Origin of the sequence: Nonomuraea sp. NPDC049725 (genome assembly GCF_040674795.1) — a bacterium.
GTDB lineage: Bacteria > Actinomycetota > Actinomycetes > Streptosporangiales > Streptosporangiaceae > Nonomuraea > Nonomuraea ceibae.
On the sequence record NZ_JBFANJ010000001.1, the window covers coordinates 600,242 to 613,887 of the forward strand.

A 13,646-nucleotide genomic window follows, 5' to 3' on the forward strand; every position below is an offset into this window, starting at 1 on the left:
GTCAGGCCGCGATGCGGACGTGCAGCGGCTCGGTGGTCTCCTGGCCCGCCGCGGTCCTGACGCGGATCCTGACCCATTCCCCGGCCGGGACCAGCGTCCAGTCGAACGGCACCCAGGCCGTGACCATGTGCTCGGGCAGCTCCTCCAGCGGGTCGAGGTCCAGCCAGCCGGCCTCGGCGACGACGATCTCCCTGGAGCCGCCGGACCATTCGATGCTGACGGCGCCGTCCTTGAGGTTGTAGCCGCGCACCTCGACGCCGTCCTGGGGGGCGCGGGCGCGCCTGATGGCGTCGACGGCGATGGGCCGCTGCCAGTCCTTCTTGAGCTCGCTCTCCAGCGACGGCGTGCCGCAGGTCATGTAGTCGCTCCACATGTAGGAGACGATCTTCTGCACGTAGCGCCCGGCCATGGTGACGGCCTGGTCGAGGCGCTTCTTGTCGGTCTTGCCCCGGGTGCCCTGGGGGGCGCACGGCTTGTCGCCGGACGGCTCGAACGCCTCCACGTTCGCCCAGAGCTGCACGTTGAAGCCGGCCTCCAGCATCTCCTCGCGGGCGGTCGCCATCTCGCGGTAGTAGTCGCGGGTGGAGCCGTGGTAGGCGATGCCGTACGTGGTCTCGCCGACGATGGAGCGCAGCCGCTCGTCCACCTCCTCGTCGCGCTGGTCGGGCCAGAACAGGCCCACCTTGCCGGTGCCGCGGCTGTCCTGCGGGGCGATGATGCCGACCCCGGTCCTGGTCAGCGCCTTGAACGCGGCGGCGACCTGGGCGGGCGTCTGGCCGAAGGCGACCCGCTTGCGCGCGTCGAGGTAGGGGCTGATCAGGATGGGCTTCTCCGGCAGCTCCTGCTGGACGATCTTGTGCTGGTCGGCGTACACCTGGAGGGTCGGGTGCTCGTCGGTCAGCGACTCGCTCATCTGCACCTCGAACGGCTGGTAGACGCCGCCGAGCGACCCGCGGTCGGCGAAGCGTGCGCCGTAGTCCTGAAGGATGCGCCGGGTGAGCGTGGTCAGCGTGCCCAGATGCTCCGGGTTGGCCCTGATCTGCACCTTCGGGTCGCGTGGCGCCAGCGGCAACGCCGGGAACACCCGCACGCCGAACCGGTCACCCAGGTCGAGCAGCTCGGTCAGGCTGTCCTCGGGCGCGCCCGCGATCAGGATCAGGTCGTACGTCCTGGCCCGGGTGAAGTCGCAGGTCGGATCGTCGGAGCCGTCCATCGGGGCCAGGACGCGGAAGTAGAGGTGCTTGCCGCCCCGGATCGTGCGCTCCATCGGCGCGCACCTGAACAGACCGGGGCCGAACGACTCGTCGGTGCGGTAGACGTACGTGCGCCCGATGCGGTTGTCCGGGTTGGCCGCCTTCAGGTCGCGCACGGCGGCGGCGTGGCAGGACAGGCCGTCCTCGACGCAGTCCTCGTAGCGGGCGTCGACGGTGCCGTCCTTGGCCTGGACGAAGCCGTCGCCGTCGACCGTGCGGTACTGCAGGCCGTAGCCGATCCTGATGACGGTGTCGCCGCCGACCTGGTGGATCTCCTGGAACTGGCGGCGCCAGGTGCACGGGTTGGACCGGGGGGTCACCCAGTAGCCGGTGACGGCGTACGGGGCCTTCTCGCCGGTGTCGAACGTTCCGCACGGGTCGGTGAAGCCGGGGACCGACGGGGTCCGCTCGGTCTCGCTCGGCGTCGGGCGCGCGGTGCGGGTGGCGGTCCTGACGGGTTCGTCGTCGGGCAGCACCACGATCACGGCCCCCACCGCGGCCAGGATCGCTGCCCCCAGGAGTACGAAGAGCCAGCGCACGTTCAGGAACCTACCGCCCTCATGATCTGCCCGGGATAAACGCTTATCGCTTGACGCCGGCCCAGGCTTCGAGCTGCGAGACGAACCGCTTGGCGGAGTTGGGCCAGTGATGGTTCGCGCGTGCCGCCGCGTAGCCGCGCGCGCCCTGCGCCCGGCGCTCGCGCACGTCGTCCCTCAAGGTCAGCACCGCCTGGGCCACGGCCTTCGGGTCCTGCCAGGGCACCACGACGCCGCTCTCGTAGCGCTCCACGAGCTCGACCGCGCGCGGGGACGGGGTGGTGATCACCGGGATGCCGTGCGCCATGTACTCCACGATCTTCGTGGGCATCGAGTGGCGGTAGTTCGGCTCGTCGTGCAGCAGCGACAGGCCGGCCAGCGCGCCGTCGAGCCGCTTGAGCGCCTCGTCGTTCGGCATGAAGTCGCGCCACTCCAGCAGCCCGTCGGCGACCGCCTGGTTGAGCAGCGGCCGGCTCTGCGGGTCGGCGTAGCCGATCAGCTCGACCGTCACCCGGTACGGCTGGAGCAGCCTGGCGACCTCGATCGACTCCATCACCCCGCGCGCCCTGGACAGCCAGCCGAGGTAGACCACCCGGTCGTCGCCCGGCGGCGTCACCGAGTCGGGCACCCACGTCTCGTTCGGCACGATCAGGTGGGCGTGCTTGAACCGCCCCGCGTAGGCCGTCTCGGCCAGCAGCAGGTGCAGGTTGCTCTCGGCGGCGCCCTCCAGCATGCGGGCCAGGAAGCGCGCCGGCGGGCGCAGCGGCGCGGGCAGCCACGGCTTGAGCGACAGCGTCGCCGGGGTGTCCTCGTGCACGTCCCACACGACCGGCGGCCTGTTGCGCACGCCCCAGACGGCGAACAGCAACTCAGGGTCGTGGATCAGCACCAGGTCGACCTTGCCGCGCATCCGCTTGAACAGCCTGCGGGCCTGCCAGGTGGCCGACAGCCTCTTGCGCTGGACGGCCCTCGGGAGGTCGGCGCCGTTCACCCACGGCCTCGGCACCACGCCGTGGGCGGTGAAGGGGGCGGCGTACGTGACCTCATGACCGGCATCCACGAGTGCGCGGATCTGCCTATGCAGAATTCTCGCGTCCTCGGGGTTATGCACCACCGTCATGACGAGCACGTGCACTGCGCGCAGCCTTCCGTCGCTACAGCCGCTCGACGCGTTCACCCTCGGTGAGAACACCGCGGGTGTCGAGCACGAGCCGGGCCTTAGCCTCGACCATGCCGAGGTCGAACGCGGCGTGCTGCTGCAACAGCAGCGTCACGTCGGCGTCGGCCACGGCCTGGGCCAGATCTTCCTCACGCCCGACGGGCGTGCCGTCTACCGACCACTCCTTGACGTACGGGTCCGCGAACGTGAGCTCGGCCCCCAGCTCCAGCAGCGCACGCGCCACGGGCAGGGCCGGGGTTTCACGCTCGTCGGCGATGTCCGGCTTGTAGGTTACGCCGAGCAGGACCACCCGGGCGCCGTTGACTGCCTTCTTGTGCCTGTTGAGCAGGCGCTGCACGCGGGCCACCACGTACGACGGCATCCGCTCGTTGATCTCCTGGGCCAGCTCGACGAACCGGAACGGGTAGCCGAGCTTGCGGACCGTGTAGGACAGGTAGGACGGGTCGACGGGGATGCAGTGCCCGCCGACGCCCGGCCCCGGCAGGAACTTGTGGAACCCGAACGGCTTGGTCGCCGCCGCCTCGATCGCTTCCCACAGGTCGACGCCGAGCTCGTCGCAGAAGATCGCCATCTCGTTGACGAGCGCGATGTTGACGTGCCGGTAGGTGTTCTCCAGCAGCTTGGCCATCTCGGCCTCGCGGGTGCCGCTGACCGGGACGACCTGCTCGATGAACTGGCCGTAGAAGGCCGTGGCCCGGTCGCGGCAGGTCAGCGTGTAGCCGCCGACGACCTTGGGGGTGTTGCGCAGGCCGTACTTGGGGTTGCCCGGGTCGATGCGCTCGGGCGAGAAGGCCAGGTGGAAGTCCTCTCCGGCGACGAGGCCGGAGGCTTCGAGCAGCGGGCGGGCCACCTCGTCGGTGGTGCCGGGCCAGGTGGTGGACTCCAGGACGACGAGCGTGTCCTTGGTGAGGTTGCGCGCGACGGTCTGGGTGGCGCCCTCGACCGCGGACAGGTCGGGGCGGTGGTCCTCATCCAGCGGCGTCGGCACGCAGATGACGATCGTGTTGCTCCGGGCCAGTACGGACTCGTCGAGCGTGGCGCGGAAACCGTTGGCCAGCATGTGCTCGAGGTCGGCGTCGGTCAGGTCATCGATGTAGGACTGCCCGGCGTTGAGCGCGTCGATCTTCCGGGGGTCGACGTCCACGCCGACGACCCGCAGCCCGGCGGCCACAGCCTCTTTGGCGAGAGGCATGCCGACGTAGCCCAGACCGATGACAGCCAAGTCGATTTCTGTCACAGCAGTGCCTTGGAGAGCCGGAAACAACACTTCATGGTCGCAAAGGTTATCTCAAGTCCACCTAGCTCACGCCTAATGCGACCGAACCCGTCACAACAGACAGCCAATCCGTAGGTCATCATTCGGCAAGCGATCGGTAGAGAGCCTGATATGTCTCGGCAACGCGGCTCCACGTGCGCTTCGCCGCGACTTCCGCCCGCCCCGCCTCGCCCATCTCGGCGCGCTTGGCCGGGTCCTGGGCGAGCCCCGCCAGCGCCTTGGCCAGCGCCTCCGGGTCGCCGGGCGCCACCAGCATGCCCGCCCCGTCGGAGCCGACGAGCTCGGACAGCGCCGGCAGGTCGCTGAGCACCACGGGCTTGCCCAGCGCCATCGCCTCGACCGGCTTGAGCGGCGTGACGAGCCGGGTGACCCGCAGGTCCTCGCGGGGGCAGACAAAGATGTCGATGGCGTCCTGGGCCTGCAGCGCCTCGTCGGGACCGACCCGGCCGGGCAGGATCGCCGTGGTCAGGTCCAGCTCCTCGACGAGCTCCAGCAGGTTGGCCCGCTCGGTGCCGTCGCCGACGAGCAGCACCCGCACCGGGGCGCCCTCGTCGCGCAGCAGCGCCGCCGCGCGCAGCAGTGTGGCGAATCCCTCGTAGGCGACGATGCTGGACACCGAGCCGACGACGATCTCCTTGTCGCCGATGCCCATCTCGCGGCGGAACGACGCCCCGTCGTAGTGGGCGGTCAGCAGCGCGTCGTCGACCGCGTTGGGGGCCAGGTGGATGCGCTCGCGGGGCACGCCCCGCTCGACGATCTCCGCCGCCATCGTCTCGGCCAGCGTGACGACCGCGTCGGCCTCGTTCATCAGGAACGCCTCGCGCTCGCGCTGGAGCACGTGGCGCTGGCTGCCGATGCGGACCGGGTCACGCGAGGCCCAGGTCTCCTCCAGGAACCCGCGCACCTCGTACACGAACGGCGTGCCCGTGCGCTCGCGCACCGCGTGGGCCACCGAGCCGTTGCGGTGGTCGGTGGCGGCGTGCAGCACCTGCGGCCGGAGCTGGGCGACCAGCGTGGTGACGGCGTCGGCGCCCCGCACCATGCGGCCGTGCATCTCGAACGGCACCTCGCCGTGCCCGTCGGGCATGTGGCGGTAGTAGGGGATGCCGTCGATCTCCTCGTACGGAGCGGCGTCGGCGTGGCCCTGGAGCATGGGCCAGCCCCAGCTCGTGACCACGTGCGGGTCGAGGCCGGCGGCCTTCTGCGCGGTGACGATGCGGTGGGTGCGGACCGTGTAGCCGGCCTGCGTGTAGGGCAGCGCGTTGGTGACCAGGTGGACCACCCGCCCGGCCACCCGCTCCAGGATCGCCACCTTGGGGCCCGGCGGGATCGGGTCGGGACTGATCGCCGCCAGCTCGCCCCGGTAGTACTGGTAGCGGCGCTTGACGAACGGGTACTTGATGAACGGCTCCAGCACGTCACCGGCCTGGCTGACGCGGCCGGTGTTCCAGTGCTCCTTGGCCTCGTCCCAGGGCGCGCGGACCATGCGCATGCCGAGCTTGCGGGCGATGTGCCGGGCCTTGCGCGCGGCGGGCCAGGCGACGCTGCCCACGACCGGGCGCAGGCGCGGCGGCATGGCGTCTGCCGCCGCCTGGGCGGCTCTGACCGGATCGGCCCGCACCTTCGTCACGACGACGCGGGTCACGATGATCGGATGCTGGATGAAGCCCTTCAGAAGTCCACCGACGCCGGCACGGGCAGACTTCGCGGAAACCCCAGCGGAAACTTTTGAGGAGTCTTGACGACTGGCGTCGGATGCCACGCGGTGACCGTACCATAGGCAGCGTTTTTTCCCTTCCGCTATGAAAGGCGAGGTCAATGAGGGAGAACCCCCTGGTCCTGCACGTTCTGGGCGCTCGTCCCAATTTCGTGAAAGCGGCCCCGGTGGTGCGAGCACTCGGCGAGCTCGGCGTGCGGCAGGGCATCATCCACACCGGTCAGCACTACGACGCCCTGATGTCGGACGTGTTCTTCGCCGACCTGGGCCTGCCCGAGCCGGTGGCCAACCTGGGCGTCGGCTCCGGCAGCCACGCCAAGCAGACCGCGGCGCTGCTCGTCGGCCTGGAGGAGACCTTCGAGCAGCAGCAGCCCGACCTGGTGGTCGTCTACGGCGACGTGAACTCGACGCTGGCCGCCATCCTCGTCTGCGCCAAGCTCGGCATCCGCACGGCCCACGTCGAGGCGGGGCTGCGCTCGTTCGACCGCGGCATGCCGGAAGAGGTCAACAGGATCGTCACCGACTCCCTGTCCGACCTGCTGTTCGCCACCTCCCCTGACGCGCTGTCGCACCTCGCGGCCGAGGGCGTGCCCGCCTCCAAGGTGCACCTGGTCGGCAACCCGATGATCGACAGCCTGTTCTCGGCGCTGCCGTCGCTGGACCCGGCTCCGGTCGTCGAGCGGCTGGGCCTGACCGGCCGCTACGCCGTGGCGACGCTGCACCGCCCGGCCAACGTCGACACCCCCGAGGCGGCCCGTGAGCTGGTCTCGGCCGTGCTTGAGGTGTCGCGGCAGATCCAGATCGTGGTGCCGATCCACCCGCGAGGCCGCACCCGGCTGGCCGAGGCGGGGCTCGTGGACGGCCCGTCGATCAAGGTGGTCGACCCGCTGGGCTATGTGGACTTTCTCTCACTCGTACGGGGCGCCGCGCTGGTCGTCACCGACTCCGGCGGCGTGCAGGAGGAGACGACCATGCTGGGCGTGCCGTGCCTGACCGTGCGGCCCAACACCGAGCGCCCGATCACGATCACGCACGGCACCAACCGGCTGGTCACCCCGGCCCTGCTGCCGGCCGCCGCCGAGAAGGCGCTGGCCGACGGGGCGGTCACGCCCTCGGGCGAGCTGCCGCCGCTGTGGGACGGCGCCGCCGGGCCGCGCATCGCCCGGGTGATCTCGGCCTGGCTGAAGGGGGACAACCTCTCGCCCGCCGCCCAGGGGACCCGTTCCGAGTAAAACCCCCATTTCGTACGGTGTCCGCCGTACTATGACAATCCTCCGCAGAGCGATAGGCGATACCTCATGGCCGAAACCCCAGAAGAGCCCGCGTTCCAGCGGCTCGGTCCCGTCAACTGGCTGCCTGAGGAGCGCAAGGTCGTCGAGCGCTACGAGGCGGAGGTCGTGGAGCTGCGCAGGCGGCTGGAGATCGCCGAGGCCAAGGCCGCCTACGCCACCTGGAAGCTGGAGGCCACCCAGGCCAAGCGGACGTTCAAGCTCGGCGAGGCGATCGGGTCCAAGAGCCCCGGCAGGGTGCTCGACGCCGTCCGCTCCCGCGAGCGCGCCCCCAAGCCGCCCGTCCCGGTCACCGAGGTCGTCGAGGCCGCCGGGAAGCGGCCGCCCCGGGTCGAGATCCCGCCGGTCAAGTGGCCGCTCGGCCCGGTCAACCGGCCGGACCTGAAGGTGGCCGTCATCCTGGACGACTTCTCCAGGATGGCGTTCCGCTACGAATGGGACCAGATCGAGTTCGGGCTCAAGGACTGGCCGGAGATCTTCGCCGAGCGGCGGCCCGACCTGCTGTTCTGCGAGTCGGCCTGGCACGGCAACCAGGGCCGCTGGCGTTACCAGATGACCGGGACCAACGCGCCCAAGGAGCCGCTGCGGGAGCTGGTCGCCTGGTGCAAGGCGGAGGGCATTCCCACGGTCTTCTGGAACAAGGAAGATCCGCCGAACTTCGACTTCTTCATCGACACGGCCAAGCTGTTCGACTACGTGTTCACGTGCGACGGCGACATGGTGCCGAAATATCGCGAAATATTGGGACATGATCGGGTTGATGTGTTGCAGTTCGCGGCGCAGCCGCGCGTGCACAACCCGATCCAGCAGAAGCAGGGCCGCCTGCACGACGTCGTCTTCGGCGGCATGTACTTCCGCGACAAGCACCCCGAGCGCCGCGAGCAGATGGAGATCGTCCTCGACCCCGTCCGCGAGCTCGGCCTGCACATCTTCGCCCGCAACGGCGAGGTGGACGAGAAGTACGCCTGGCCGGAGAAGTACCGCCCGCACATCGTCGGCGAGCTCCCCTACGACCAGATGCTCGCCGCCTACCGCATGTACAAGGTCTTCCTCAACGTCAACTCGGTGCTCGACTCGCCCACCATGTGCGCGCGGCGCGTCTTCGAGCTGTCGGCCTGCGCCACCCCGGTCGTCTCCGGCTGGTCCCGGGCCATCGAGGAGACGTTCGGCGACCTCGTCCCCATCGCCCGCGAGCCGATCGAGTCGTACAACCAGGTCCTGCACCTGATCAACAGCCCCGAGCTGCGCGCCAGGATGGGGCATCTGGCGATGCGCGAGGTGTTCGACAAGCACCTGTTCTCGCACCGGGTGGACCAGATCCTCCAGCTTCTCGGCCGCCCCGTCACCCCGCGCACCCGGTCGATCTCCGTCGTGCTGCCCACCAACCGCGCCTCGCAGATCGAGCACGCGATCTCCTCGGTGGCCAAGCAGATCCACCGGCCGCTCCAGCTCGTCATGGTGCTGCACGGCCTCGACATCGACCCCGTCGTGGTGGCCGACAAGGCCCGCATGGCCGGCATCACCGACGTCGTCGTCCTGCCCGCCGCCCCCGAGCTGTCGCTCGGCGCCTGCATGAACCTGGGCATCGACGCCGCCGAGGGCGAGCTGATCGCCAAGATGGACGACGACAACCTGTACGGCGAGCACTACCTGTCGGACCTGGCCCGCTCCTTCGACTACACCGACGCCGAGCTGACCGGCAAGGGCGCCCACTACTCCTACTTCGAGGGCACCAACACCACGATGCTCCGCCTGCCCGGCCTGGAGCACCGCTACTCGTTCCTGGTGCAGGGCGGCTCGTTCCTCGGCAAGGCCGACATGTTCCGCTCCTACCAGTTCCCCGACCTGACCAGGGGCGAGGACACCCACCTGGTCCGCCGCCTCAAGGAGGACGGGGTCAAGATCTACTCGGCCGACCGGTTCAACTTCGTCTACTGGCGCAGCGCCGACGCCTCCATGCACACCTGGCAGGCGGACCACATCAAGCTGACCCGCAACGCGCAGTTCTCCTTCGTCGGGCGGCCGGACGACCACGTGCTCATCTGATAAAGGGGATGAATCCCTCCGGGTCCGGTGCGAGGCTGGGCCCGTGAGCAACACGCGTACCGTGATCCTTCTCGAGGGCGAGAGCGACAGGGCGGCGGTCGAGGCGCTGGCCCGGCGCCACGGCCTCGACCTGGCCGCCGAGGGCGTCTCCCCGGTGGCGATGGGCGGCGCCACCAACATCGGCGCCTACGTCGGCAAGTACGGCCCCGCCGGGCTCGGCCTCCGCCTGGCCGGTCTGTGCGACGCCGGGGAGGAAGGCGACTTCCGCAAGGCCCTGGAGCGCGCCGGGCTCGGCGCCGACCTCGGCCGCGACGGCTTGGAGGCGCTCGGGTTCTTCGTCTGCGTCGCCGACCTGGAGGACGAGCTCATCCGCGCGCTCGGCACCGACGCCGTCGAGCGGGTCATCGACGCCGAGGGCGACCTCGGCTCGTTCCGCACGCTCCAGCGGCAGCCCGCCTGGCGCGCGGGCAACACGCACGACCAGCTCCGCCGGTTCATGGGGTCGGGCAGCGGACGCAAGATCCGCTACTCCAGCCTGCTCGTCGACGCCCTCGACCTCGACCGTGTGCCGCGCCCCCTGGCCCTGCTCCTGGCCCACATCCGGCAGTCCTAGCACGTCCTGGCACGCCTGTTTACGGGCTAGTCGAGGACGGCGGTGGCCTCCACCTCCACCAGCAGGTCGGGCTCGCCCAGCGCCGCCACGCCCAGCAGCGTGATCGGCTTGACCGGGTCGACGCCCAGCCTGGCCGCCGCCCTGGCGACGCCCTCGCCCAGCAGCGGCATCTTGTCGGGAGTCCAGTCGACGACGTAGACGGTCAGCTTGGCCACGTCGTCGAAGGACCCGCCGATCGCGGCCATCGCCGTGCCGATGTTGAGGTACGCCTGCTCGACCTGGGCCGCCAGGTCCCCCGCGCCCACCGGCGTCCCGTCCGCGTCACGCGCCACCTGCCCGGCCAGGAACACCAGCCTCGACCCGCTGGCGATCGACAACTGGCGGTAGACCTCCGGCTTCGGCAACCCGTCCGGGTTGACCAGCGTCACGCTCATCCCTGCTCCTTCGCTCGTCGGGCATCCGCTCATAACATAGCAGCGCTATGTATTGTGGGGACATGGCGCGAACGAAGGACCCGGCGATCCGCTCCCTGCTCATCGACCGGGCGGCCCAGATGCTCGCCGCCCGGGAGCCTGTCACGCTCCGCTCCCTGGTCGCCGGCACCGGCGTGTCGACCATGGCCGTCTACACGTACTTCGACGGCATGGACGGCCTGTGGACCGCGATGCGCCAGGAAGGCTTCACCCGGCTCGCCGCCCGCCTCGCCGCCGTCACCCCCACGGACGACCCCGTACGCGACCTCGCCGCACTCGGCGCGGCCTACCTCTCGAACGCCCTGGCCTGCCCCGACCTGTATCGCGTGATGTTCGACGCCCGCTTCGACCTGGCGGACGCAGCCGCCGCGGACGACACCCTGCACTGCCTCGTCACCGGCGTCGACCGCGCCAAGGCGGCCGGCCGCTTCCGCGCCGGCGTCGACCCGCTGGAGCTGGCCACGCAGAGCTGGATGATCGGACACGGCCTCGCGTCACTGGTCGCCACCGGCCCCCTGCCGCCGCAGACCCTTGCGCACGGCGTCCCCCTGCTGACCGCCCTCTTCGTCAGCGCCGGCGACACCCCCGACCGCTGCCGCCGATCGGTCGAACAGGGCTGGCACCCCTGACCCGCCCGGCCCTCACCCCGTTCGGGCTCGGTCAGGCGGTGGCGCGGGAGAGGTTGTGGTCGGCGAGGCGGCCGAGCTCCATGAGGCCGGCGCGCTTGACCTTCTGGCCGACGACCATGAGGCTCATCACGACGTTGCCCCGGCGGATGACGACCGAGCCGATCTGGGCGTTGCGGTCGCCGCCGGTGGCGGTGGTCAGGTAGGCGCGCGACTCGTCGCCCTGGCGCGGCATGGCGAGGTGCTGGGTGCGGTAGGTGACCTTGGTGCCCTGCACGTCGGCGTGGTAGGCGGTGCACTGCTTGGGAAGGGCGACCGGGAAGGCGCCGCGCGGGAGCTCGACGACGGCCTGGGTGATGGAACCGCGCGGCGAGGCGAAGGCGATGACGGCGGCCGGGGCGCCGGCGATCTCGGGCTTGGCCGGGTCGAGCTGGGTGGCGCCGGCGCATTCGGGGCGGTCGAGCTTGGTCTGGCGGACGGCGGCCAGGCCCTCCTTGACGGACTTCAGGCTGCCGAAGGTGCCGATCTCGGGCCCGTACGCGACGCGCATGCCCTTGGGGGCGGGGAGCAGGGCGGTGCGGAGCTTGCCTGCCTGGGGGGCGGTGGAGGCGGCGGGCGGGGCGGCCTCGGGCTTGCTCTGGGCGGGGGGCTCGTCGGCGGAACAGCCGGTCATGGCGGTCACGGCGGTCATCGTGAGACATATTGCGGAAAGGGCCCTGAGCATGGTCGCTCCATTCGTCGGCACGGCATTGGATAAACGCTAAGGGAAGTCCGAGTGCCGGAGCCGGGCAACGCGAAATTGTGAGGCTTTGTCGCGTAAGCCCTGGTCAGTGAGCCCTTTGCGGCGCGGCAAAGGGGAATTTCCGGTACCAGGTCCTGCAAAATGTTGCCCGGCCTTCTGCGCGGCATGACGCGGCATTCGTACCGGAGTTTCGATGATCGCGGGATGAGTGACTTCACCGGACCGTCCATTTCGCGCCGCGACTTCTTCGACGGCGTAGCCGTGACGGCGGGCGCCGCGGTGCTGGCGTCACCGGACGCGGCCCTCGCCGCCGGCGGACCGGCGGACCTGACCGGACCGGCCGGGCTCACCGGGCTCACCGGGCCGGCCGGCGGGCTGCGGGGCGACACCGCGCAGGCGCTCAGCGTGCCGCACGCGCTGCGTGACGGCCGGTTCTGGCAGTACGCGGACCCCGGCGCCCCTACCGGCGAGGAGTACGACCTGGTGGTGGTCGGCGGCGGCGTCAGCGGCGTCAGCGCGGCCTACGCGTGGCTGCGCCGCGAGCCCGGGGCGCGGGTGCTCGTGCTGGACAACCACGACGAGCTCGGCGGCCACACGCGCGGCGAGGAGCTGCGGCCGGGCGGCTGGCCCGGGGCCGTGATCCGCACGCCCGAGGCCAGGGCGCTCGTCGAGGAGCTCGGCGTCCCCGCCGAGTCCACCGGGACGACGGTCAGGACGCGGGCGTACGACAGCGTGATGTGCGACCGGGAGAGCTTCGGGTCCGACGTGCTGGTCGGGCAGGACGGCGACGTCGAGGCGTGGGCCGGGCGGCTGCCGATCGCCGGGCAGGCCAGGCGGGACCTGGTGCGGCTGCACCGGGACCCGCCGGACTGGTTCCCCGGGCTGTCGCAGGAGGAGAAGGAGGAGCGGCTGGCGGGCCTGACGTACTCGGCGTTCCTGCTGGAGGTGTGCCGGGCGCATCCGGACGTGGAGCGGTTCTGCCGGACGATGTCCAGCGCGGCCTGGGGCTACGGGACGCGGGCCTTCGGCGCGATCGACGCCTGGGCGAGCGCGTACCCGGGGTTCGGCGGGCTCGGGCTGGACCGGGGCAAGCCGTCGCGGTTCAACTCGCCGACGGTCAAGCAGGAGTGGGAGCGGCCCGCGTACCGGCTGACGGGGGGTGTGCGGTCGCTGGTGGCGCGGATGGCCGGGCGCATGCCGGGGGCGCGGTTCCGGCTGTCGAGCCCGGTGGTGTCGGTGCGCGACAACGGGGCCGGGGTGGTCGTGGGCTACTTCGACGGGCACGCCGTCAGGACCGTGCGCGCCGGGGCGGCGATCCTGGCCTGCTGGCACATGGTCATCCCGTACCTGGTGCCGGACCTGCCGGACGAGCAGCGCGCGGCGTTGCGGCAGGCGGTCAAGATGCCGCTGGTGGAGGCCGTGGTACGGCTGCGCCGTCCGCAGGAGTGGCGGGGCCGGGCCCGCTGGACGGGGGCGTACTGGACGGCGACGGAGGTGGACGGCACGCGGGCGCACCTGGTGGCGGCGCCGTGCCGCTCGGAGCTCGGCCCGGCGGAGGGGGCCGCGGCGGGGCGGCGGGAGCTCTTCAGGACGTCCTACGCGGCGCTGGAGCAGGGCGTGCGCGACCAGCTCGGGCGGCTGCTCGGGAGCGGGTTCGACCCGGCGGGGGACGTCGAGGCGATCACCGTCTACCGGTGGGGGCACGGGTTCGCGCCGGAGTACTGCCGGCCGTGGCACCCGTTCCATCCGGACGGGCCGTCGCCGGCGGAGACCGCGCGGCGGCGGTTCGGCCGGATCGCGATCGCCGGATCCGACGCCGTGCCGGGCGCGCGGGCCGATGCGGCCATCAGCGCGGCACACCGCGCCGTGACGGAACTCCTCGCCGGGTAATCGCG

General features: G+C 71.1%; 11 protein-coding genes. 5 read left to right on the forward strand and 6 right to left on the reverse strand.

What is annotated here, in order from left to right; translation table 11 throughout:
- Position 1 precedes the first annotated feature (1 nt).
- The 4 genes from AB0J53_RS03110 to AB0J53_RS03125 form a co-directional block, all read right to left on the reverse strand.
- Entirely contained in the window at positions 2–1,792 is a 1,791-nt protein-coding gene (locus tag AB0J53_RS03110) for a DUF4434 domain-containing protein (protein ID WP_364168197.1), read from the reverse strand.
- 43 nt (positions 1,793–1,835) lie between these two features.
- Positions 1,836–2,924 (reverse strand): glycosyltransferase, encoded by a 1,089-nt coding sequence (locus AB0J53_RS03115; protein WP_364168199.1) that lies wholly within the window; start codon positions 2,922–2,924, stop codon positions 1,836–1,838.
- 19 nt (positions 2,925–2,943) lie between these two features.
- The gene (locus tag AB0J53_RS03120; RefSeq protein ID WP_281426673.1) at positions 2,944–4,191 is read right to left on the reverse strand and encodes a nucleotide sugar dehydrogenase; all 1,248 of its coding nucleotides are present in this window, start codon (positions 4,189–4,191) and stop codon (positions 2,944–2,946) included.
- A gap of 133 nt (positions 4,192–4,324) precedes the next feature.
- Complete coding sequence (locus tag AB0J53_RS03125) at positions 4,325–5,890, reverse strand: glycosyltransferase (protein WP_364168201.1); 1,566 nt, start codon at positions 5,888–5,890, stop codon at positions 4,325–4,327.
- A 173-nt stretch (positions 5,891–6,063) separates the two neighbouring features.
- On the opposite strand from AB0J53_RS03125, the gene wecB reads away from it, so the two are divergent.
- The 3 genes from wecB (at position 6,064) to AB0J53_RS03140 (ending at position 9,910) form a co-directional block, all read left to right on the forward strand.
- Complete coding sequence (gene wecB / locus AB0J53_RS03130) at positions 6,064–7,194, forward strand: UDP-N-acetylglucosamine 2-epimerase (non-hydrolyzing) (RefSeq protein ID WP_364168203.1); 1,131 nt, start codon at positions 6,064–6,066, stop codon at positions 7,192–7,194.
- Positions 7,195–7,260: 66 nt separating this feature from the next.
- Positions 7,261–9,297 (forward strand): glycosyltransferase, encoded by a 2,037-nt coding sequence (locus tag AB0J53_RS03135; protein WP_219498922.1) that lies wholly within the window; start codon positions 7,261–7,263, stop codon positions 9,295–9,297.
- Positions 9,298–9,340: 43 nt separating this feature from the next.
- Positions 9,341–9,910, forward strand: a complete 570-nt coding sequence (locus AB0J53_RS03140; RefSeq protein WP_219498919.1) for a TOPRIM nucleotidyl transferase/hydrolase domain-containing protein — start codon at positions 9,341–9,343, stop codon at positions 9,908–9,910.
- Positions 9,911–9,936: 26 nt separating this feature from the next.
- Here the strand turns inward: AB0J53_RS03140 and AB0J53_RS03145 are convergent, their stop codons facing one another.
- Positions 9,937–10,344, reverse strand: coding sequence for a RidA family protein (locus AB0J53_RS03145; RefSeq protein ID WP_219498917.1), 408 nt, complete (start codon positions 10,342–10,344; stop codon positions 9,937–9,939).
- Positions 10,345–10,406: 62 nt separating this feature from the next.
- Here AB0J53_RS03145 and AB0J53_RS03150 point away from each other — a divergent pair, with 62 nt between their 5' ends.
- Positions 10,407–11,012, forward strand: a complete 606-nt coding sequence (locus AB0J53_RS03150) for a TetR/AcrR family transcriptional regulator (protein ID WP_364168206.1) — start codon at positions 10,407–10,409, stop codon at positions 11,010–11,012.
- Between the two features lie 31 nt (positions 11,013–11,043).
- On the opposite strand, the gene AB0J53_RS03155 is transcribed toward AB0J53_RS03150, so the two are convergent.
- Positions 11,044–11,700, reverse strand: coding sequence for a hypothetical protein (locus AB0J53_RS03155; RefSeq protein WP_219498911.1), 657 nt, complete (start codon positions 11,698–11,700; stop codon positions 11,044–11,046).
- Between the two features lie 255 nt (positions 11,701–11,955).
- On the opposite strand from AB0J53_RS03155, the gene AB0J53_RS03160 reads away from it, so the two are divergent.
- Positions 11,956–13,641: an FAD-dependent oxidoreductase gene (locus tag AB0J53_RS03160; protein ID WP_364168208.1), complete on the forward strand. Its 1,686-nt coding sequence runs from the start codon at positions 11,956–11,958 to the stop codon at positions 13,639–13,641.
- Positions 13,642–13,646 lie beyond the last annotated feature (5 nt).